Origin of the sequence: Ensifer adhaerens (genome assembly GCF_013283195.1) — a bacterium.
Classification (GTDB): domain Bacteria; phylum Pseudomonadota; class Alphaproteobacteria; order Rhizobiales; family Rhizobiaceae; genus Ensifer; species Ensifer adhaerens_G.
Genome location: NZ_JABEKT010000001.1, coordinates 789,693 through 809,968, shown reverse-complemented (window position 1 = coordinate 809,968; position 20,276 = coordinate 789,693). Strand labels below are relative to the sequence as shown.

General features: G+C 62.2%; 20 protein-coding genes. 10 read left to right on the top strand and 10 right to left on the bottom strand.

The genetic code is table 11. The annotated features are described in order from the left end of the window. The first annotated feature begins 4 nt into the window (after positions 1 to 4). Positions 5 to 2,290: an NADP-dependent malic enzyme gene (locus tag LPJGGPFB_RS03825; RefSeq protein WP_173418814.1), complete on the top strand. Its 2,286-nt coding sequence runs from the start codon at positions 5 to 7 to the stop codon at positions 2,288 to 2,290. A gap of 347 nt (positions 2,291 to 2,637) precedes the next feature. Here the strand turns inward: LPJGGPFB_RS03825 and olsB are convergent, their stop codons facing one another. The 5 genes from olsB to LPJGGPFB_RS03800 form a co-directional block, all read right to left on the bottom strand. Beyond that, entirely contained in the window at positions 2,638 to 3,528 is an 891-nt protein-coding gene (olsB, locus tag LPJGGPFB_RS03820; protein WP_173418813.1) for a l-ornithine N(alpha)-acyltransferase, read from the bottom strand. Between the two features lie 120 nt (positions 3,529 to 3,648). Continuing rightward, complete coding sequence (locus LPJGGPFB_RS03815) at positions 3,649 to 5,916, bottom strand: hybrid sensor histidine kinase/response regulator (RefSeq protein ID WP_173418812.1); 2,268 nt, start codon at positions 5,914 to 5,916, stop codon at positions 3,649 to 3,651. Between the two features lie 55 nt (positions 5,917 to 5,971). Beyond that, on the bottom strand, positions 5,972 to 6,463 hold the full coding sequence (gene lspA, locus LPJGGPFB_RS03810; RefSeq protein ID WP_173418811.1) for a signal peptidase II: 492 nt from the start codon (positions 6,461 to 6,463) through the stop codon (positions 5,972 to 5,974). Then, positions 6,460 to 7,320 (bottom strand): TrmH family RNA methyltransferase, encoded by an 861-nt coding sequence (locus tag LPJGGPFB_RS03805; RefSeq protein WP_173418810.1) that lies wholly within the window; start codon positions 7,318 to 7,320, stop codon positions 6,460 to 6,462. The genes lspA and LPJGGPFB_RS03805 overlap by 4 nt, the downstream gene beginning before the upstream one ends. Then, entirely contained in the window at positions 7,320 to 8,471 is a 1,152-nt protein-coding gene (locus LPJGGPFB_RS03800; RefSeq protein WP_173418809.1) for a class I SAM-dependent methyltransferase, read from the bottom strand. The genes LPJGGPFB_RS03805 and LPJGGPFB_RS03800 overlap by 1 nt, the downstream gene beginning before the upstream one ends. A 314-nt stretch (positions 8,472 to 8,785) precedes the next feature. Here LPJGGPFB_RS03800 and LPJGGPFB_RS03795 point away from each other — a divergent pair, with 314 nt between their 5' ends. Further along, positions 8,786 to 9,244: an SRPBCC family protein gene (locus tag LPJGGPFB_RS03795; RefSeq protein ID WP_173418808.1), complete on the top strand. Its 459-nt coding sequence runs from the start codon at positions 8,786 to 8,788 to the stop codon at positions 9,242 to 9,244. Between the two features lie 18 nt (positions 9,245 to 9,262). Here LPJGGPFB_RS03795 and LPJGGPFB_RS03790 read toward each other — a convergent pair whose 3' ends face one another. The 3 genes from LPJGGPFB_RS03790 to sppA form a co-directional block, all read right to left on the bottom strand. Continuing rightward, the gene (locus LPJGGPFB_RS03790) at positions 9,263 to 9,607 is read right to left on the bottom strand and encodes a DUF1049 domain-containing protein (protein WP_173418807.1); all 345 of its coding nucleotides are present in this window, start codon (positions 9,605 to 9,607) and stop codon (positions 9,263 to 9,265) included. An 83-nt stretch (positions 9,608 to 9,690) separates the two neighbouring features. Then, positions 9,691 to 9,990: an integration host factor subunit beta gene (locus LPJGGPFB_RS03785; protein WP_077502995.1), complete on the bottom strand. Its 300-nt coding sequence runs from the start codon at positions 9,988 to 9,990 to the stop codon at positions 9,691 to 9,693. A 129-nt stretch (positions 9,991 to 10,119) separates the two neighbouring features. Next, positions 10,120 to 11,079, bottom strand: coding sequence for a signal peptide peptidase SppA (gene sppA / locus LPJGGPFB_RS03780; protein ID WP_173418806.1), 960 nt, complete (start codon positions 11,077 to 11,079; stop codon positions 10,120 to 10,122). Positions 11,080 to 11,340: 261 nt separating this feature from the next. On the opposite strand from sppA, the gene lptC reads away from it, so the two are divergent. From lptC to ptsN, 6 genes are all read left to right on the top strand, one after another. Next, complete coding sequence (gene lptC, locus LPJGGPFB_RS03775) at positions 11,341 to 12,009, top strand: LPS export ABC transporter periplasmic protein LptC (RefSeq protein WP_173418805.1); 669 nt, start codon at positions 11,341 to 11,343, stop codon at positions 12,007 to 12,009. A 14-nt stretch (positions 12,010 to 12,023) separates the two neighbouring features. Further along, positions 12,024 to 12,581, top strand: a complete 558-nt coding sequence (locus LPJGGPFB_RS03770; protein ID WP_077502998.1) for an LptA/OstA family protein — start codon at positions 12,024 to 12,026, stop codon at positions 12,579 to 12,581. A gap of 13 nt (positions 12,582 to 12,594) precedes the next feature. Further along, positions 12,595 to 13,413, top strand: a complete 819-nt coding sequence (lptB, locus tag LPJGGPFB_RS03765) for an LPS export ABC transporter ATP-binding protein (RefSeq protein ID WP_173418804.1) — start codon at positions 12,595 to 12,597, stop codon at positions 13,411 to 13,413. 142 nt (positions 13,414 to 13,555) lie between these two features. After that, positions 13,556 to 15,115, top strand: coding sequence for an RNA polymerase factor sigma-54 (gene rpoN, locus LPJGGPFB_RS03760; protein WP_173418803.1), 1,560 nt, complete (start codon positions 13,556 to 13,558; stop codon positions 15,113 to 15,115). Between the two features lie 238 nt (positions 15,116 to 15,353). After that, positions 15,354 to 15,923, top strand: a complete 570-nt coding sequence (hpf, locus tag LPJGGPFB_RS03755; RefSeq protein WP_077503001.1) for a ribosome hibernation-promoting factor, HPF/YfiA family — start codon at positions 15,354 to 15,356, stop codon at positions 15,921 to 15,923. Between the two features lie 172 nt (positions 15,924 to 16,095). Beyond that, entirely contained in the window at positions 16,096 to 16,560 is a 465-nt protein-coding gene (gene ptsN / locus LPJGGPFB_RS03750; protein WP_077503002.1) for a PTS IIA-like nitrogen regulatory protein PtsN, read from the top strand. A gap of 35 nt (positions 16,561 to 16,595) precedes the next feature. Here the strand turns inward: ptsN and LPJGGPFB_RS03745 are convergent, their stop codons facing one another. Then, positions 16,596 to 17,402, bottom strand: a complete 807-nt coding sequence (locus tag LPJGGPFB_RS03745) for a response regulator transcription factor (RefSeq protein WP_173418802.1) — start codon at positions 17,400 to 17,402, stop codon at positions 16,596 to 16,598. A gap of 136 nt (positions 17,403 to 17,538) precedes the next feature. Here LPJGGPFB_RS03745 and LPJGGPFB_RS03740 point away from each other — a divergent pair, with 136 nt between their 5' ends. Both LPJGGPFB_RS03740 and LPJGGPFB_RS03735 read left to right on the top strand, forming a co-directional pair. Then, complete coding sequence (locus LPJGGPFB_RS03740) at positions 17,539 to 18,306, top strand: SDR family NAD(P)-dependent oxidoreductase (RefSeq protein ID WP_173418801.1); 768 nt, start codon at positions 17,539 to 17,541, stop codon at positions 18,304 to 18,306. 14 nt (positions 18,307 to 18,320) lie between these two features. Next, the gene (locus tag LPJGGPFB_RS03735) at positions 18,321 to 19,556 is read left to right on the top strand and encodes a D-arabinono-1,4-lactone oxidase (protein ID WP_173418800.1); all 1,236 of its coding nucleotides are present in this window, start codon (positions 18,321 to 18,323) and stop codon (positions 19,554 to 19,556) included. Positions 19,557 to 19,643: 87 nt separating this feature from the next. Here the strand turns inward: LPJGGPFB_RS03735 and grpE are convergent, their stop codons facing one another. After that, the gene (grpE, locus tag LPJGGPFB_RS03730; RefSeq protein ID WP_173418799.1) at positions 19,644 to 20,255 is read right to left on the bottom strand and encodes a nucleotide exchange factor GrpE; all 612 of its coding nucleotides are present in this window, start codon (positions 20,253 to 20,255) and stop codon (positions 19,644 to 19,646) included. Positions 20,256 to 20,276: the final 21 nt, after the last annotated feature.

The following is a 20,276-nucleotide window of genomic DNA, read 5'->3' as shown; positions in this document are numbered from 1 at the left end:
AAACATGCCGGCCAACGACAAGACCGATCGCACAATGACGAGCGTCACCGCGCAGGAAGCGCTCGATTTTCACTCGCAGGGTCGCCCCGGAAAGCTGGAGATTTCCCCTACCAAGGCCATGGCCACGCAGCGCGACCTGTCGCTTGCCTATTCGCCCGGCGTTGCCGTGCCGGTCAAGGCGATCGCCGCGGACCCCTCCACCGCCTACGACTACACCACGCGCGGCAACATGGTCGCGGTCATTTCCAACGGCACGGCCATTCTCGGTCTCGGCAATCTCGGGGCGCTCGCCTCCAAGCCGGTCATGGAAGGCAAGGCGGTGCTGTTCAAGCGCTTCGCCGACGTCGATTCCATCGACCTTGAGGTCGATACCGAAAACGTCGACGAGTTCATCAACTGCGTGCGCTTCCTCGGCCCCTCCTTCGGCGGCATCAACCTCGAGGACATCAAGGCGCCGGACTGTTTCATCATCGAGCAGAAGCTGCGCGAGGTCATGGACATTCCGGTGTTCCACGACGACCAGCATGGCACCGCCATCATTGCCGCGGCCGGCCTCATCAACGCGCTGGCCTTGACCGGTCGCGACTTCAAGACCACCAAGCTCGTCTGCAACGGCGCGGGCGCGGCGGCGATCGCCTGCATCGAACTCATCAAGGCGATGGGCTTCAACCCTGAAAACGTTATCCTCTGCGACACCAAGGGCGTGATTTTCCAAGGCCGCACCGAAGGCATGAACCAGTGGAAGTCGGCGCACGCGGTCAAGACCGACCGCCACACGCTTGCCGAGGCGATCGAGGGCGCCGACGTGGTCTTCGGCCTTTCCGCCAAGGGCGCGCTTTCCGAAGACATGGTCCGCTCGATGGCGCCGCGGCCAATCATCTTCGCCATGGCCAACCCGGATCCGGAAATCACGCCCGAGGAAGTCGCCCGCATCCGTGACGACGCGATCGTCGCGACCGGCCGTTCGGACTACCCGAACCAGGTCAACAACGTGCTCGGCTTCCCCTATATCTTCCGCGGTGCGCTAGACGTACGCGCCTCGACGATCAACGACGCGATGAAGATCGCGGCCGCAGAGGCGCTGGCAAGCCTTGCCAAGGAAGATGTGCCTGACGATGTGGCAGCCGCCTACCAGGGCAACCGCCCGCGCTTCGGCGCGCAGTACATCATCCCGGTTCCCTTCGACCCGAGGCTGATCTCGGCGATCCCGATGGCCGTCGCCAAGGCCGCGATGGAAAGCGGCGTCGCCCGCAAGCCGATCACCGATCTCGAAGCCTACGGCCGCCAGCTTTCCGCCCGCCGCGACCCGATCGCCTCGACGCTGCAGCGGATCTACGAGCGCGTCCGTCGCCAGCCGAAGCGCATCGTCTTTGCCGAAGGCGAAGAGGTGCAGGTCATGCGTTCGGCGATCGCCTATGCCAACCAGCAGCTCGGCACGGCGATCCTGCTCGGCCGCGAGGACCGCATGCGCGAGACGGCGGAGCGCGAGGGCATTGATCTCGACCGCCCCGGGATCCAGATCGTCAATGCCCGGGTCTCCAAGCGGGTCGGCGCTTACACCGACTATCTTTACGCCCGGCTGCAGCGAAAGGGTTACCTCTTCCGTGATGCCCAGCGGCTGATCAACAACGACCGCAACCACTTTGCCGCCTGCATGGTCGCGCTCGGCGATGCCGACGGCATGGTGACGGGCATCACCCGCAACTATTCGACGGCGCTGGAAGACGTGCGCCGCTGCATCGATCCGAAGCCGGGCCATCGGGTCATCGGCGTGTCGATCGCGCTCTGCCGTGGCCGCACCGTGCTGGTCGCAGACACGGCGGTACACGACATGCCGTCGTCGGAGGAGCTCGCCGATATCGCCGAGGAAGCAGCTGGTCTTGCCAAGCGCCTTGGCTACATACCGCGCGTCGCGATGCTCGCCTACTCGACCTTCGGCCACCCGTCCGGCGAACGCTCGGAACGGGTGCGCGAGGCGGTCAACATTCTCGACAAGCGCCGCGTCGACTTCGAGTATGACGGCGAGATGGCCGCCGATGTGGCGCTCAATCCGAAGGTGATGGAACAGTACCCCTTCTGCCGCCTTTCGGGCACGGCCAACGTGCTCGTCATGCCGGCGTTCCACTCCGCCTCGATCTCGACCAAGATGCTGCAGGAACTCGGCGGCTCGACCGTCATCGGGCCACTGCTGGTCGGCTTCGACAAATCGGTGCAGATCGTTTCGATGTCGGCGAAGGATTCCGACATCGTCAACATGGCGGCAATCGCGGCCTACAACGCCGGAATGTGACATCGGCGCACAATGTCCGATTTCGAGACACACCCTGTCCATCGATGGAGCAGGGTGTGTCGAGCCAACACAGAAACAACATAGACCTGCGCACAAAAGAAGAGCTCGACACCCTTGGGAAAGGGGTCGAGCTCAATACATAATGGAAGACTTACTTCCTATGCGATGAAATAATGTGGAGATAGAGCAAAATACACGCCAATCTCATTTGAAGCTGGCGGCTCTCTCCGTTGATCTTTCTATTATTTCGTCATAAAACCAAAATTCTTCTTGACAAGACTATCGTCTCTTTCGAGGTCGAAAGTCAAATCGATCCTTAATATCTGGTTAATTGCGTCGGACGCCTGTCAGGATACCGAAGTCGCGAACCGCCCGGCATCCGCACCGTAATAATTGAGGTAGCGGCCGGAGATGTTGCTGATCGGCAAAACGATCAGCACGTCGGTGGTGCGGAATGCATGATCGACCACGGCGCCGTCGCCGACCATCGCGCCAAGGCGCATGTAACCCTTGATCAGCGGCGGCAAGGCGGCCAGCGCCTTCTTTGGATTGATGGCCTCGACCGGCATCATGTCCATCGTCCGGTGCAATTCGGGCCTCGCGGAGACGGCCCACTCGTCGCGCGTACGGATGTTGTGGTGAAGGAAGGAGAGCGCCAGCGCATGCTCGGCCGGAACGGTGCCCGGGAACGACCCGCAGCCGAACATCGCATCGACGCCGTATCTGAGCGCGTAGGCCCAGTTGCCCTGCCACAGCAGCTCCACCGTGCGCTTCGTGCGGTATTCCGGCAACACGCAGGAGCGGCCGAGTTCCATGAAGCGCTTGTTGGAGTGGCGCGAGACAAGGGCTCCGACATCGAACTCCGACGCGGAGTAGAAGCCGCCCGCCCGCTCGGCCACATCCTGGCGCAGCAGACGGTAGGTGCCGACGATCTGGTCTTCCGGATCGCCCTCGATCGCCGTGTCGAGCACAAGCAGGTGGTCGCAGATCGCGTCCCAGCTATCGACGTCGCGCTTGCGACGATCGAGGTCGGGCCCGACCTGCGCCTTCATCTCGTCGACGAAAACCTTGTAGCGCACAGCCTGTGCCGCATCGATCTCCGATGCGTTGCGCGCAAGCCGGGTCTCCAGGTTGGCTATTCGTCCGAGAACGTCGGTCGTCGGGGCGGTCATTGTCTTGCCGACGCAAGCCTGAGAAGTGTCTACCACGCTCGTCGAATCCAGAAGCTCGATCGTCATCCGCGTCATCCCGAATCATTCATATCTGCCGGGCTTAGACCACGTTTCTGCAACAACATAGTGACATGAAAACGGCGCACAACCCCTGCCGGGACGGTGATACCGTTACGACTTCAGCGCTTACCGTATCGCGAGAAGGCGGCTTATTTCCGCCATCAGCCGCTGCGGATCCGCGGGCTTGGGCATGACGACATCGGCGCCGGCCGCGATCAGCCTGTCCCTCACCTCTGGCCGCACGTCGGATGTGAGCACGACCACCGGAAGACGCCGCCCCGGCCCCATGGCCTCGTTCTCGCGCAGGCGCTTGACCATTGAGAACCCGTCACCGCCCGGCATGTTCAGATCGGTGACGACAAGCTCCGGCATCGCCTGGGCCGGATCGCCGGTGCCGGAAAGGATCTGATCGACGGCGCCAAAATCAGTCGCCAACCGAACCGTCAGTCCGGCGCGCTCCAATACGGTGCGCACGATCAGCGCATTGACCGGATCGTCCTCTGCCAAAAGGATGCCGCGCGGGCTCTGTTTGGAGGGCGCAATCGTCGGCTCCTCCCGCAGGATCGGCCGGTTGTCGTTGATGGCGTCGCGTTTTTCGATGCCTTTCAGCCTCCCGAGCAGCACTTCGACCAATGACTTCTCGCGCAAGGGGCGGATCAGCCAGGCCTCATAGCCATCCATCTGGTCGACCGGATGGTTGTTGCGCTCCTCCGGATTGATCAGATAGGTCCGGCGCACGTCGAGGCGCGCCACCGCCGGCTGCAGGGCGAGAAGCTGCTTGAACTGACCGGCGTGGCGGTGATCGACGATGATGTCGGTCAACGCAGCGCCGCCGGCAAGGACGTCCGAGATGACATTCTGCGCGGCCGCCAGCGTGGTTGCCCGATGGCAACGTCCGCCGAGGGTGGCGATGGTGGAGGACAATGCAGCGGATGCCGGGCCATCCGGGGCCATCACAAGCACATGCGATCGGGCGAGCCTGACGCGCCGCTCCGGCGTGACACGCTCGACTTCGGCGAGCGGCAGGCGGATCTCAAAGCGGCTACCGCGCCCCGGCGCGCTCGACGCCGTCAGGCTGCCGCCGCAGGCTTGCATGATCCGGCGCGAGATCGCCAGCCCAAGCCCCGTGCCCTTGGCGCGCTGCTCATCGCTGCCGGCCTGCTCGAACTCTTCGAAGATACGCTTCAATTCGTCGCCCGACATGCCCGGGCCGGTGTCATCGATGAGGATGCGCACACAATCCTCGACAATGTCGGCGCTGACGAAGACGCCGCCGATCTCCGTGAACTTCACCGCATTGCCGACGACATTGAACAGGACCTGACGCAGGCGGGCCGCATCGAACTCCATCAGCACCGGCACATCGGCGCTCACGGTTGCGCCGATCTCGATGCCCTTTTCATGGGCGCGATTGGAGAGCATTTCGACGACGCTCTCGATGACGCCGCGCGGATCCTGCCGCGAAGGGCGGAACTGGAAGCGTCCGGCCGAAAGCGACGAGAAATCGATCAGGTCCTCGACAAGCTGCACCAGCGCATGGCCGGACTGCTGCATGCCGGCCAGATAGTTCTTTTGTTCGCTCGACAGTCGGGTCTGGCCGAGCAAGTGGCTCATGCCGAGGATACCGGACAATGGCGTGCGGATTTCATGGCTGACGGTTGCGAGCAATCGTGATTTCGCCTGGCTTGCCTCTTCGGCGCGGCGCCTTGCGTCTTCGCGTTCGCGCGCGGCGCGTGCCTCCTGCGTCACATCGCGTGCGATGCTGTGGCGCATCAGCCTTCCGCTGGCCGGATCCCTTGCAATGACATCGTGCCAATCGTAGAGGCGCAGCCCTTCAGGTGCCGCGATCCGCACGAGATAGTGGTTCGGTTCGATCTTCGGCTCAAAACTGAGGCCAATGGCAGCGCAGGTCAGCCCTCTTGCATCGTCAACTCCGCAGGCGCGATGAAAGGCGGCATTGGCATGGACGATCTTGCCGTCCATGCCACGCATGATCGCCAGGTCTCCGAGCGCATCGTGGATGGTCGAAAGCAGCGCCGAGGTTTCATGGCGATCCCAGTCGCCGTCCTGCCTGGCTTCCGCACCCGTCCTGTCGCTGTCGACAGCCCTGATGCCATCGGCAATCAACAGCAGCACACCTGCAAGGCCGGCTGCCGCAACCGCTGCGGAAAACAGATAGAGACCGGCGGCGATACCGATCGCCAGCACGAGACCGGACGCGATGACACCGAGAGATGCCAGCGAAACACGGCGCAGGGCGTAAGCGGATGCACCGTCCCTGGATATCGCTTCGGAGCCATCCGCCATGGTGCCAGCAGCCATCGCATCGCTGGATCGGGCTTGCGCACCGAAACCGGATTCGATCTGCTCCAACAATCGTGACGGCTCGCTCATGCCCCTTGGCTAACACGGCAAGCGTTCCGAATGGCTTCAGCGCATCGATAAAATCTTAAGCGTTGACCTTTTTCGCCTGCAGCAACTCGTCGAGAATGATCGCGCCGGCGCCAATGGTGATGAAACTATCGGCCAGGTTGAAGACGGCGAAGGACCATGTCTGCGTGTGGAACAGGATGTAGTCGATGACGTAGCCGAAGATCAGCCGGTCGACGAGATTGCCCAGCGCACCGGCAATGATCAGGGCATAGCCGAAATGCGCAAAGAACCGGTCCTTCGGCGTGCGCCGCCACAGCCACAAAACGAAGGCGACGACGGTGAGGCGCATGCCGACGATGAACCAGCCTTCCATGCCCGACAACATCGAGAAGGCGACGCCGTAGTTGTAGGTACGGTAGAGCGCCAGCATCGGCACGACAGGAACCGCTTCATTGAACGGCAGATAGGCCTCGACCAGATACTTGATCAGCTGGTCGGCGGCGAGCGCCAGGGCGATGAAGACCGCGATCGGCAGCGGCCTCGAAAACAGGACCTGCTTTTCACTCATGCGCCGGCATCCAGCGCCAGCAGGTGACGTCGCGCCTCAAACAGCATGATGCCGGTGGCGATGGCGAGATTGAGGGAATCGGCACGGCCGGCCTGCGGAATGCGGGCAAGCGCTCCGGCCTCGCGGGCAAGCTCTTCGGGTAGGCCCGCCTGCTCGTTGCCCATCAGGAGCACCACAGGCTTCGACTTGTAGTCGATCGTGCGGTAGTCGACCGAACCGGCAAGATGCGTCGCCACTACCTTCACGCCCGCCTGCTTCTGCCATTTGACGAAGTCGTCGGCGCTGGCGCGCACGACCGGCATGGCGAAGACCGAACCCATCGTCGCGCGCACGGTTTCGAGCGAGAAAGGATCCGTCGTTTCCCCGACGAGAATGATGCCGGAGGCGCCGGCCGCATCGGCCGTGCGGATAATCGTGCCGAGATTGCCGGGATCACGAACGCGGTCGAGCGCCACATAGGTCTCGCCGAGCTCGGGGCGGATCTCCTTCAGCGCCCGGTAGCGCTGCTCGAAGATGCCGACGACCATCTGCGGATTGTCGCGCCGGGTGATCGTCGACAAAACCTTCTCGCTGACTTCGAGCACGAGCCCGCCGCGGGCGAAGGTCTTTGCCGCCACCTGCTCCACATGCGGCTTGCCCTTGGCCGCCTTGGCGTAGATCAGCGTCTTGATCTTCCAGCCGAGATCGAGTGCATCGATCACCAGCTTCAAGCCCTCGGCCATGAAGGACCGCGTCTCGTCGCGGTGCTTCTTCTGCGCAAGCAGCTTGATGTCCTTGATGATCGGATTGGTGAGGCTGGTAACTTCCTTCACCTGCCCGACCCGGCCTGCGCCGTGTTCGCTTCTGTCATTGCTCATTACGGCACCCAGCGGCTGAAGAGAGATGTAGAAAGCGCCCGTCCCGGCTCGCGGCCGTCGAGCCCGCCTTCGCGGATGATGAGTTCGCCCGATTCGACCCGGCCACCACGGCCGCGCATCGTCTCGCGCATCAGTTCATGGATCGAGTAGAAGCTGGCGCGGATCGAATAGGCGGTCAGCACAAGGCCGCGGGCCTCGGGCGACAGGATTTCGCGGCAGATGTCGAGCATCGCCGCCAGATGGTCGAACAGTTGCCAGACTTCACCGTTCGGGCCGCGCCCGAATTTTGGCGGATCGGTCAGGATGATATCGTAGCGGCTGCCGCGCCGTTCCTCGCGCTGGATGAACTTCATGGCATCGTCGCAGATCCAGCGGATCGGTAGCTTTTCCGCGCGCGCCAGCGCCTGGTTTTCCCGGGCCCAGCCGATCGCCTTCTTCGATGCGTCGACATGGGTCACCTCGGCACCGGCCTTGGCAGCGATCAGCGAGGCAACCCCCGTGTAGCCGAAGAGGTTGAGGACTTTGAGCGGGCGGCGGGACGCCTCCACCTGATCCTTCACCCAGCTCCAGTGCGCCAGCTGCTCTGGAAACACGCCGACATGGCGGAAGGAGGTGAACCGGCCATGGAAGTCGGTGCCCAGAAGCTGCATCGGCCAGGTCTCGCCAAGAACCGAGCCCGGAAACCGCCAGCGGCCCATGCCGTCCTCGTCGGTATCGCCGGTAAAGATCGCGTCCGCGTTCTCCCAGACACTGTCTGGCAGGGTTCGCGGCCAGAGCGCCTGCGCCTCGGGGCGCACGATCCGATAGGGTCCGTACTGCTCGAGCTTTTCGCCGGCGCCACTGTCGATCAAGTGGTAGCCGGAAACGCCCGATGTTTCGAGAATGAGCGGAATGCGCTCGCCGGGCTTGTCGCCGGTGCGCCGTGGGATGAAGCGCGCCGGGGCCTCGTTCTCGGACTGTGTCCGCGGCGGCCGCTCGCGCGGCTCTGCGGCTTTCGCCGGAGAATGCGCAGCCGCGCGCTCCTTGAATTCGCCTGACTTGGCAAAAGGTGTACGCTTCTTGTCAAGGCGGCCACCACCACGCGCCTCGGCTCCGCGGCCCTTCGCCGTCGTCACGGAGGCATTCTTCGACCGCCGGTCCTTTTCCTTCACGCTGAGATCCCTGGGCTTTGTTTTGTCACGAGGCGCTACCCTCCCGAATATCGGATGCAATCGGGCCGGCACCATGAGGTATGCCGCCGCACCCCGGATTTCGAGGCGAGGCGTATTCTGTTGGTGCAAATAGCACCGCTCATGCTCTTGGCAAAGCCGTTTCCGATTTGCCAAGATCAACGCGGGAGCGAGAGTTGCATCAATCCATCGGTCGAAATCGAATTCAGGACAGGATTGCAAGGCGAATTCAGAGAATTACATGAACCTTCGCGCGCCCTTCTGGCCGCGTGGCACCGTCAATGGGAGGAATGCGCATGGACATGACCGGCGAAGAACGCATCTCGGCACCGCGTGATGCCGTTTGGCGGGGCCTCAACGACCCGGATATCCTGAAGCGATGCATCCCCGGCTGTCAGTCGATCGAGATGAAATCGCCGACCGAGCTTTCGGCCGTGGTCAAGATCAAGATCGGTCCGGTCTCGGCCTCCTTTACCGGCGACGTCATTCTGTCGAACCTCAACCCGCCGGAAAGCTACACCATCTCCGGCGAAGGCAAGGGCGGCATTGCCGGTTTTGCCAAGGGCGGCGCGGATGTGACGCTCGTCGACGACGGTGCGGAGACGCTCCTGCGCTACGACGTCAAGGCGCAGATCGGCGGCAAGCTGGCACAGCTCGGCTCCCGGCTGATCGACTCGACCGCCAAGAAGCTGGCGCAGCAGTTCTTTACGGATTTCAGCGCCGCTGTCGGTGGACCTGCGGAAGCGGTCAGCTAAAGGGCGGCGCCCTCGCCTTCAGTTCTGCGGGGCAGCGAGAGTTGCCTGCGTGGCGAGCTTCTCCGCCTGGCTGCGGTGCTTTTCAGCTTCGCGGTGCCATTTCAGCGCCTCGGTCGCCTCATTGCGCGCGCGCCGGCGATATTTGCCCTGGCTGAACCAGGTGGCGGCAGCACCGAGGATCAGACCGACGACAACAGCAAGAAACAGGAAAACGAAGAAGGGCGCACTCACCGACAGCACGCTGTCTTCGGGCCGGAACGGATTGAGGGCCAACGTGACGCTCTGACGATTGGCGACGCTGAGCACGATCAGGATGACACCGACCGGGACGAGGAAAACGATGTTGATCAGTTTCTTGAGCATTCGGCGCTCCCGTTTTCCGGATCACCGCACAGGCCTTAGCGGCGAAGACGACAATCCGGATTCATGACGATCGGGCAGGACGATCAGTCTTCTTCGTCGTTCATGCCCGGGTTCAGCCGCTCGCGCAGCTCCTTGCCGGTCTTGAAGAACGGCACCCACTTTTCCTCGACGAAAACGGAATCGCCGGTGCGTGGATTGCGGCCGGAGCGCGACGGCCGGTTCTTGACCGAGAAAGCACCGAAACCGCGCAGTTCGACACGGTTTCCGGCAGCCAGCGCGTCGGTGATCTCATCGAGCACCGCGTTGACGATGTTTTCGACGTCGCGGTGGTAGAGATGCGGATTGCGAGCTGCAACAATCTGCACCAGTTCTGACTTGATCACTGTCGCCCCCTTAAATTCTTGTTTGTTTTGCTTTTTCGGTCTGCATTGTGATTGCCGCAAGAAAATGACCGGCGCTCATCGGGCGCGGACGGCCACGTTACGGATCAGGCTGGGCATATGCTGCCATCCTCATTGAGCATCAACCTGCCAAACCGAAACAAGACCGTCAAGAAACAACTTGTCACCCCCGATTTTTTCGAGGCCTTTCATCGCCGGAAAAGCGTCATATCCCAACATCTTGACCCACTCGGAGACGGCCGATCCGAGGCCGAACGGCAGGGTCTGTCGCGGCTCTTCCCAATCAACCACGGCAAGGTCCTTCGACACCTTCTTGTCGGCCAGGAAGGCGCGGATTTCGTCGTCACCGCCAAGCTTGTCGACAAGCTTGAGGCCGAGCGCCTGTCGGCCGGTGAAAATCCGTCCGTCGGCAAGCAAGAGCGCCTCGTCGCGCGACAGCTTGCGGCGGTCTGCAACGAGGTCGACGAACCAGCCATAGCTGTCGTCGATCATTGCCTGGATCATCGCCTTGGCTTCGTCGCTCGGTGGATGGAAAGGCGAAGGCTCGGCCTTCAGCGGCTTCGACTTGATCGATTCCAGCGAGACGCCAAGCTTGTCCATCAGCTCCTTGACCTGGGGATACTGGAAGATGACGCCGATCGAGCCGGTGATCGAGCTTTCGCCGGCAACGATCGTATCGCCAGCAAGCGCGATCATGTAGCCGGCGGAGGCAGCCAGCGTGCGGATGTCGGAGACGACAGGCTTCTTGGCGGCGACCTTGCGGATCGCCTTGTAGATGACCTCGCCGCCATAGGTGGTGCCGCCGGGCGACGATATGGTCACCACCAGCGCCTTGACGGAATCATTTTTCTCGATCCGCTGGAGCCGCTCCAGCAATTCGCGATCGTCCTGGATCAGGCCAGAAATCGTCACGCGGGCGACATGATCGCGGGCGCGTCCCGCGCTGTCGGCCCAGCCCGACCAGGAAAGCGTCACCAGAGCCACAACGGCAAGCAGGCCGGCGACGATCCAGCGCCAGAAGCTCAGCTTCCTGCGCAGGCTGCGGCGATCGGCAATGGCAAGTTCATCCATGTGGGTTTCTCCCGAATTGTTGGCCCAGCTTCTGTCCGTTTTCGATCGGGCATGTTATCTGCACGGCAAGTGGCATACTCAATAGACGCGGTCGGTCACGGTTAAAAGCCGTGCCCGCCGTTTTCCTGTCTTCACGAAGTTTTTTGCGGCAGCATTGTACCGCAACAAAAAATATCCATATTTGCGACGACTTACACGAATGTATGTAAAAGGCGGCTCTCGCGAGAACGCTGAAAAGCAACGGAACCAACAGGTCTTCACATGTTAGATCATGCGCCAGCCCCCGGCTTCTTTGCCGACACGGGTGCGAGCTCGTCGGACGCCTACGCGCTCGCCGCGCGGCATTCGGCGCGCGTCAGGCGCCTGAAGATCATCCTGCCCGTGGTGGCCGGCATCATCGCCGCGATCTTTGCGGTCATTTCCTTCGTGCGCGCCTTCATGCCGGTCGATCTGCAACTCGATAGCGCAACGATCGAGGACGGCAAGATCGTCATGCAGAACCCTGCCATTGCCGGGCGCAACAAACAGGGCATCAGCTATTCGATGAAGGCGCAGCGCGCGCTGCAGGATATCGCCAATCCCGATATCATCACGCTGCAGACGATCCATGCCGAAATGCCTGTCAACGAAACGCTGATCGCCACGGTGGACGCGACCAACGGCATCTACGATCGCGGCGCCAATACGCTCGATATGAACGCCCCGTTCACGATTACCATGAATAATGGCGTCAACGCCGACTTCCAGTCGGCCTATCTGGACATCAATGCCGGCGAAATGGAAACGAAACAACCGATTGCGATCAGCATGAAGGGCGGTTCGATCATTGCGCAGCGGCTGCGAATGACGGATAAGGGACGCATAGTAACATTTGAGGGCATGGTGAGGGTCAATCTCGAACCCACTTCCATCCGCAAGAACACGAATTAGGATCTGGTGCATCCATGTCGGTACCCGCTACTTTTTTCAGGATTTCAGCCAGCCTGGCCGTTGCCGGCATCGGCGCATTGATGATTGTTTCGGGCGCTTCAGCCCAGGCCACATCGAGCAAGATGAAGGGCCTCGAACTGTCGAACGACAAGCCGATCCAGATCGAAAGCGACAAGCTTGAAATCAAGGATCCGGAAAGCAAGGCGATCTTCACCGGCAACGTCAAGGTCGTACAGGGCACCACGACGCTGCAGGCCGGCAGCATGACGGTCTTCTACAAGTCCGGTGGCGGCTCGGTTTCGAGCGGCGACGCCGACATCGACCGCATCGAGGTCAGCCAGCGCGTCTTCCTGAGCTCCGGCACGCAGCAGGCGACCGCCGACAGCGGCGAGTTCGACATGACCAAGCAGACCTTCGTCCTGAAGGGCGACAAGGTCGTGCTGTCGGAAGGCAAGAATGTGTTCGTCGGTTGCCAGTTGAATGTGCAGATGAACACGGGCGAAGCGCAGCTCGACGCCTGTGGTGGTCGGGTGCAGATCCAGCTCGACCCGAAGTCGCAGAAAAAGAACTGACGTAGATCCGCTCGTGCAACTCCCCTTCCTTCACAAGCGCAAGCGCGTCCGCAAGCCGTCGGCTGCAACGCCTGCCGTCGCCGGCCATGCGGTCGACAAGGCGCGTTACGACGGCACGCTGATCGCCCGTGGCCTGACCAAGGCCTATCGCGAGCGGCGCGTTGTCAACGGCGTGTCGCTGGTCGTTCGCCGCGGCGAAGCCGTCGGCCTGCTCGGCCCCAACGGCGCCGGCAAGACCACCTGCTTCTACATGATCACCGGCCTGGTGCCGGTCGACGAAGGCTCGATCGAGATCAACGGTAACGACGTCACGACGATGCCGATGTATCGCCGCGCCCGCCTCGGCGTCGGCTACCTGCCGCAGGAGGCCTCGATCTTCCGCGGGCTGACGGTGGAGGACAACATTCGCGCCGTGCTCGAAGTGCACGACAAGAACCTCGAGCGGCGCGAGAGCAAGCTCAACGACCTGCTCGGCGAATTCAACATCACGCACCTGCGCAAGTCGCCGGCCATCGCCCTTTCCGGCGGCGAGCGGCGACGCCTTGAAATCGCCCGGGCGCTGGCGACCGACCCGACCTTCATGCTGCTCGACGAGCCGTTTGCCGGCGTCGATCCGATTTCGGTTGCCGACATCCAGGCACTGGTGCGCCATCTGACGTCGCGCGGCATCGGGGTGCTGATCACCGACCACAACGTGCGCGAGACGCTGGGCCTGATCGACCGGGCCTATATCATCCATGCCGGCGAAGTGCTGACCCACGGCCGCGCCAACGATATCGTCACGAATCCGGATGTGCGCCGGCTCTATCTCGGCGATAATTTCAGCCTTTGACGTGATCCGTGGGCGAATCCGATATCTCGGCCACGGTCGCGCTTGACCAAACCCCTCCAATAAGCAATTTTTGGGCCAAATGAAAAACCGGACCGTCCAATGACGCGTCCGGTGGAGATTTCGTCGGGAGTTTCAGGTCCGCATGGCATTGTCGGCCAGCCTTCATCTGCGCCAGTCCCAGTCGCTGGTCATGACCCCGCAGCTGATGCAATCGATTCAGCTGCTGCAGATGACGCATCTGGAACTCAACCAGTTCATCGCGCAGGAAGTCGAGAAGAACCCGTTGCTCGAGCTTCAGGGCAATGACGACGACTTCGGCGGCAGTTCCGAACACGGCAGCCGCGAAGAGCCGACATCCGGATCCGGCGACGATTTCGGTGGAGCGGAGGAAGCGCCCGGCCAGCGAGACCTCTACGACAACGCCATGGCAACCGGGGGCGAGCGGCTCAACGAACAGCTCGACGCGGACTTCGGCAACATCTACCAGGACGACACAGCGCCACAACGCGCCGACGCGCCGGAACTGCTCGGCCAATGGAAGTCCATGCCCGGCAGCGGCGAAGGCGGCGACTACGATTTCGACGACTTCGTCGCCAGTCGCAAAAGTCTGCGCGAGACGCTGCTGGAGCAACTGCCCTTTGCGCTCTCCGCCGCATCCGATCGGCTGATCGCCCAGCACTTGATCGACCAGCTCGACGAGGCAGGCTATCTCCAGGCCGACCTCGGCGAGGTCACCGAACGCCTCGGCGCTGATGATGCCGACGTGATGCGCGTCCTCCTTACCCTGCAGCAGTTCGACCCGCCAGGCGTGTTTGCGCGCACGCTCAGCGAATGTCTCGCCATCCAGCTGCGCCTTCGCGATCGCCTCGATCCGGCGATGGAGGCTCTCGTCGCCAACCTGGAGCTTCTGGCGCGGCGCGACTTCGCCAGTCTCAAGAAAATCTGCGGCGTCGACGAAGAAGACCTGATCGACATGCTGGCCGAGATCCGCAAACTCGACCCGAAGCCGGGAACGAGCTTCGAGACCAGCGTCAGCGAAGCAATCGTTCCCGATATCGTCGTGCGCGCAGCACCTGATGGAACCTGGCTCATAGAGCTTAATCCGGACGCCCTGCCGAGGGTCCTCGTCAATCAGGCCTATTTCACGTCAGTGTCACGCGGCACCGAAAAGAACAGCGCCGACCAGGCCTTTCTCAACGAGTGCCTGCAGACCGCCAACTGGCTCACCCGCAGTCTCGATCAACGCGCCAAGACGATCATGAAGGTCGCCACCGAGATCGTTCGTCAGCAGGACGCGTTCCTCGTCCACGGCGTCGGGCATCTGCGGCCCTTGAACCTGAAAACCGTCGCGGACGCTATCAAGATGCACGAGTCGACGGTCAGCCGCGTCACCTCGAACAAGTACATGCTGACGCCGCGCGGGCTGTTCGAATTGAAATATTTCTTCACCGTCTCGATCAGCTCGGCCGAGGGCGGCGACAGCCATTCGGCCGAGACCGTGCGTCATCGCATCCGCACGATGATCCATGAGGAAAGGGCCGACGCCGTGCTGTCCGACGACGATATCGTCGACAGCCTCAAGCAAGCCGGCATCGATATCGCGCGCCGTACGGTTGCGAAATACCGCGAGGCGATGAACATCCCCTCCTCCGTCCAGCGACGCCGGGAAAAGCGGGCGATGGCCAAGGTGTCGGGCTTCTGAACCCATCAAAAGAGCCGCCTTTAAGTTAAGGCGCGTTAACTTTTTTGCGACCTTCGATTGACTCTCCGCGACGCAGGGGATATGAGCCCGCCGCAATTGCCGAGGACACGGTCTTCCTCGAGCGGCCGGTACGACCGGCAGGTGCGACACAGAGGCTTCCGCAAGCGTGAAAGGCTTGGATGACGGGGGCGCTTGGAATAGACTGGCTGCGCAAATCACGAAATAGAGAGGAAACTCCATGAGTGTGCGTGTATCCGGTAAACAAATGGAAATCGGCGATTCGTTCCGCGCCCGCATTGGCGACCAGATCGAGCAGGCCGTTACCAAATATTTCGACGGAGGATATTCAAGCCAGGTCACTGTGGAAAAGTCTGGGCCGCGATTTAGCGCCGACTGCAAGCTTCATCTCGATACGGGCGTGGTTATGCAGGCGAGCGGACAGGCGAACGACCCTCAGGCTGCCTTTGACGCAGCGTCGGAGCGCATCGAAAAGCGCCTTCGTCGCTACAAGCGCAAGCTCAAGGACCACCACAACGGTAATGGTCAAGGTACCGAGGTGGCTTATACAGTGATGGACTCGGTGCCGTTCGAGGATGATGAAGTCCCCGAGGATTACGCACCGACGATCGTTGCCGAGAGTTCGAAACAATTGAGGACGATGTCTGTCGCGAGCGCTGTGATGGCGCTCGACATGACGGACGAGCCTGTCCTGATGTTCCGGACGCCCGGCAAGGCAGAGTTGAATATCGTCTACAGACGCAACGACGGAAACATTGGCTGGATTGACGCTGCCAATATCAAGGGATGAGTGGAAAAGGGGAGCGCCGGTGTGCCGGCGTTCCCTCCACTTCAATCAGCGGACAGGCCGGAAAATACGACTTTTCTGTGCATGGGACCCGCCAAGACAAAGATGGTTAGAGCCATTGCGACGCATTTGTGATGATGTTGTCCGGCTCTAACCGGCGAACGAGGACAAAAGAATGGCATTGGCAGGTCTACTGCACCAAAATGCGATCATCCCGGCCATGAGGGCCAACTCGAAAAAACAGCTCCTTCAGGAATTGGCGGCAAAAGCGGCAAAGATCACCGGGCTCCCAGAGCGCGAAATCTTCGATGTCATCCTGCAGCGCGAACGGCTCGGCTCCACCGGGGTCGGCAACGGCATCGCCATTCCCCACGGCAAGCTGAACAACCTGCCGTCGATCATCGGGATCTTTGCCCGGTTGGACACGCCGGTGGATTTCGAAGCCCTCGACGACCAGCCTGTCGACCTCGTCTTCCTGCTGCTTGCGCCCGAAGGCGCCGGCGCCGACCATCTCAAGGCACTCTCGCGCATCGCCCGAGTGCTGCGTGACCACGATATGGTGGCAAAGATCCGATCGAGCGATTCCGCCAACGCGATCTACACGCTGCTCAACGAGGACACGACCTCGCACGCTGCCTGAGCAACCACCGCACCTGCGGTCAGTAAATCTGGCCGTCAGTAAATCTGCCGGCGGTTCAGATGATCTATGAAAATCCGAAACAGGGCGCCTTGGCTCGAAATACCGAGCCGGCGGTAAATGTTCTTGCGGTGAATGCGGACGGTTCCTTCGGCGATGTTCATCGTCTTGCCGATCGACAGGTTGCTATGCCCCCGCAGGATCAGCCGCACGATGTTGCGCTGCTGCCGGGTCAGGCGGTCGGCACAGAGACTGTCGAACGCGGTCTCGATCGCGTCGTCGTCCCGAGGTGCCGCCGCGACGACTTCACTCTGCTGGCGCCAGTTCGACCGCACGGCCTCCCTGACGATCGGCTCGTAGATCCTCAGGCTCGCCAGCTCGGCGTCGGTGAACGGCGCGGCGCCGCGACCGCGCATCAGCGAATACGTCGCCTGGACCTGGTCATCGAGCGGAATGACGAAACCGATCTCCTCGACCAGAACGCCGCTTTCCATCGAGATGCAGGGATGCACTTCGGCCGAACTTGAAAAATCCGAATGGAAGAACTGGTCCGGCGCAAGCTCGCGCATGCGCCACAGCCCCGGTGGCTGACCGCCGCTACAGGCGACATAGAACGGGTCGAGCAGATAGGCGCCGCCGAGATAGGCGGAAAGCGCGCTGGCGGACACCTTCGCCGTATAACCGTCATGCAGCACGATCGGCCTTTTGTCATAGGGATAGGCGAAGGCGACCGAGAGGTCGAAACTTGCCACCGAGCGCAGCATGCGGTCGAGCGCGCCGCCGAAATCCTGCGTTCCGATCAATCCGATCAGGGCCGAAATATCGGCCGATTCCCGAGCCAGCATGCGCGTCGAACTCTCCCCCTGCCCGCGTATCCCCCATGGGATATCGACAGCCCCTACTTCGTCAACAATAATCCATCCCATGAGGACAGAGATCGCCGCATGAGACCGTGTGGCGCTTGAGCGCAAGGGGGATGCGATGGCAGGCCGGCTTTCGGGAAAAGTGGCGTTGATCAGTGGTGGGGCCGGAGGCTGCGGCCTTGCCGCCTCCGAACTCTTCGCCCGTGAAGGTGCGAAGGTCGGCATCGTCGATCTGCCGCGCAGCAAAGGCGAAGAGGTGGCCGCCGCCATCCGTGCGAACGGCGGCGAGGCGATCTTTGCGCCGGCGGATGTCTCGGTCTCGGCAGAGGTCAGTTCCGCAGTCAAGGCGGTCGAGGCGGCCTTCGGCGCGATCACCGTTCTCTTCAATCACGCCGGCATCCTGGCAGTCGGCCCCTTCCTCGAAACGGAAGAGGACGAGTGGGACCGGCTGATGGCCGTCAACGTGCGCAGCATGTTCCTGATGACCAAGGCGGTACTGCCGGGCATGCTCGCCGCCGGTGGGGGCAGTATCGTGTGCACCTCGTCGATCTCGGCGGTTGCCGCAACGCCGATGGAGGTTCTCTACGATACGACCAAAGGCGCCTGCCACATGTTTGCCCGCGCCATCGCCGTCGAATTCCGCGACCGCGGCATCCGCTGCAACGCGGTCTGCCCCGGCTTCATCGCCACCGATCACGGCAAGCGCGAACTGGTCGGTCTCAGCAAATACGGCGTCGACGTGTCGGAGGCAGCGATTACCGCCCAGCAGGGCCGCATGTGCGACCCGAAGGAAGTGGCGAACGCCGCACTGTTTCTTGCCAGCGACGAGGCGAGCTTCGTCAACGGCACGCATCTGTTCGTCGACAATTGCTTCACAGCGGTCTGAGGGGAGGAAAAGACATGCTTCAATCAGGTGGCCACTGGCGTAACTGGGTCGGAAATCAATCATGCATCGTGCGCCAGCGCGGCGCGCCGGAGAGCGAGGCGGCGCTCGCCGAGATGGTCCGCGAGGCAACGTCGCAGGGGCTCAACGTCCGCTGCGCCGGCTCCGGCCATTCCTTTACGCCGGTGGCATTGACCAGCGGGCTGCATCTGACGCTCTCGAACATGCAGGGCGTCGTCAATATCGACCAGGCGCGCAAACGTGTCGCCGTCAAGGCCGGCACGACCATCAACCAGCTCGGCAAGGTCCTGAAGTCGAACGGTCTCTCGCTCATCAACCAGGGTGACATCGACAGCCAAGCCTTGGCGGGCGCGCTCACCACCGGCACCCATGGCACCGGGGCCACGCTCGGCAACATGGCCTCGCAGATCGTCGGCATGCGGCTCGTGCAGCCGGATGGCAGCGTTCTCGTCGTGGACGAGACCACGCCCGACCTCCTGGAGGCGGCGCGTGTTTCGATCGGCATGCTCGGCGTCATCTCCGAGATCACGCTGCAGGCGATGGACAGCTACAACCTGCATGAAAAGCTCTGGCGCTGCACTTTCGACGAGATGATCGAGCAGCACGACGAACTCGCCGCCAGGCACCGGCACTTCGGCTTCTTCTGGTGCCCGGTGCCCGAAAGCCGGCATTGCTATTGCCTGCCCGATACCGCGTCGGTGTCGACGACGGACAAGACCTCTGATGTCTGCGAGATGAAGGTGATCGACATCACCGACCGGCCGCCGATGGAGGAGGGCTTCGAGAAGATCGCCTATTCCTCGGAGATCTATCCGATCGAATACGTTCCGAATTTCCACGAGCTGGAATATGCGGTGCCCGTCGCCCACGGCAAGGATGCCGTCAAAGCCGTGCGCAAGCTGATGCTGGAAAAGCATCCGACCTGCATCTACCCGATCGAGTATCGCTTCACGGCCGGCGACACCGGCTGGATCAGCCCGTTCTACGAGCAGGATTCGATCACGCTATCGGTCTCGGGCGAACCGGGCACGGATTACTGGGAGTACTTGAAGGATGTCGACACGATCCTGCGCCAGTACGGATCGCGACCGCATTGGGGCAAGCTGCATTTCCTCGGCGCCGACGACGTGACAGCGCTCTATCCGCGCGCCGGCGACTTCCGAGCCTTGCGGGCAAAAATTGACCCGGAGGGACGCTTCCTCAACGACCACCTGCGGCAGCTGTTTGGCTGATACCGGCCTGCATCGCCGGGACCGCCGAAAACGAAAACGCCGCGCGTCCTAAGGGACGCGCGGCGTTGAAACAGATCAGACTGCAGCTCAGGCCGCCGGGCTGTCGCCCTCTGTCGCGGCGGCCTTCGGGCCACCCTTGGACACGCCGACCATGGCCGGACGCAGGACGCGGTCGCCGATGGTGTAGCCGGCCTGGACGACCTGCAGTACCGTGTTGTTCGGCACATCGGCGTTCGGGATTTCGAACATGGCCTGGTGGAAGTTCGGATCGAACTTCTGGCCTTCCGGCTCCAGCTTCTTCACGCCGTGGCGCTCGAGCGCCGACAGCATGGCGCGCTCGGTCATCTCGACGCCTTCGATCAGAGCGTTGAGGCCGGTTTCGCCGGCTTCCTTGGCTTCCGCCGGAATGGCATCGAGCGCCCGGCGCAGATTGTCGGAGACGGCCAGCATGTCGCGGGCAAAGCCTGCGACCGAATAGGACTTGGCATCCTTGACGTCGCGCTCGGTGCGGCGACGCAGGTTGTCCATTTCGGCGGCGAGCCGCAGATACTTGTCGCGCAGGTCGTTGTTCTCGGCTCTGGCAAGTTCCAGCGGATCGGGTTCGGCAACCGGCGCTGCTTCCACAACCTCGGGCGTAGCGTTGTCTGCCTCGTCGTTGGCGGCAGCTTCGTGTCCGTGCTTGTTTGTTTCGTCGGTCATGACGTTCTCCGGTGTATCGTC

Bases quoted from the DNA above. Each gene is read 5' to 3' on its own strand.
- LPJGGPFB_RS03815 (WP_173418812.1), bottom strand. From the start codon at position 5,916: ATGAGCGAGCCGTCACGATTGTTGGAGCAGATCGAATCCGGTTTCGGT.
- grpE (WP_173418799.1), bottom strand. From the start codon at position 20,255: ATGACCGACGAAACAAACAAGCACGGACACGAAGCTGCCGCCAACGAC.
- LPJGGPFB_RS03790 (WP_173418807.1), bottom strand. From the start codon at position 9,607: ATGCTCAAGAAACTGATCAACATCGTTTTCCTCGTCCCGGTCGGTGTC.
- LPJGGPFB_RS03795 (WP_173418808.1), top strand. From the start codon at position 8,786: ATGGACATGACCGGCGAAGAACGCATCTCGGCACCGCGTGATGCCGTT.
- LPJGGPFB_RS03805 (WP_173418810.1), bottom strand. From the start codon at position 7,320: ATGAGCAATGACAGAAGCGAACACGGCGCAGGCCGGGTCGGGCAGGTG.
- hpf (WP_077503001.1), top strand. From the start codon at position 15,354: ATGAGTGTGCGTGTATCCGGTAAACAAATGGAAATCGGCGATTCGTTC.
- LPJGGPFB_RS03745 (WP_173418802.1), bottom strand. From the start codon at position 17,402: ATGCTGGCTCGGGAATCGGCCGATATTTCGGCCCTGATCGGATTGATC.
- sppA (WP_173418806.1), bottom strand. From the start codon at position 11,079: ATGGATGAACTTGCCATTGCCGATCGCCGCAGCCTGCGCAGGAAGCTG.
- rpoN (WP_173418803.1), top strand. From the start codon at position 13,556: ATGGCATTGTCGGCCAGCCTTCATCTGCGCCAGTCCCAGTCGCTGGTC.
- LPJGGPFB_RS03740 (WP_173418801.1), top strand. From the start codon at position 17,539: ATGGCAGGCCGGCTTTCGGGAAAAGTGGCGTTGATCAGTGGTGGGGCC.
- LPJGGPFB_RS03735 (WP_173418800.1), top strand. From the start codon at position 18,321: ATGCTTCAATCAGGTGGCCACTGGCGTAACTGGGTCGGAAATCAATCA.
- olsB (WP_173418813.1), bottom strand. From the start codon at position 3,528: ATGACGATCGAGCTTCTGGATTCGACGAGCGTGGTAGACACTTCTCAG.
- ptsN (WP_077503002.1), top strand. From the start codon at position 16,096: ATGGCATTGGCAGGTCTACTGCACCAAAATGCGATCATCCCGGCCATG.
- LPJGGPFB_RS03825 (WP_173418814.1), top strand. From the start codon at position 5: ATGCCGGCCAACGACAAGACCGATCGCACAATGACGAGCGTCACCGCG.
- lspA (WP_173418811.1), bottom strand. From the start codon at position 6,463: ATGAGTGAAAAGCAGGTCCTGTTTTCGAGGCCGCTGCCGATCGCGGTC.
- LPJGGPFB_RS03770 (WP_077502998.1), top strand. From the start codon at position 12,024: ATGTCGGTACCCGCTACTTTTTTCAGGATTTCAGCCAGCCTGGCCGTT.
- lptC (WP_173418805.1), top strand. From the start codon at position 11,341: ATGTTAGATCATGCGCCAGCCCCCGGCTTCTTTGCCGACACGGGTGCG.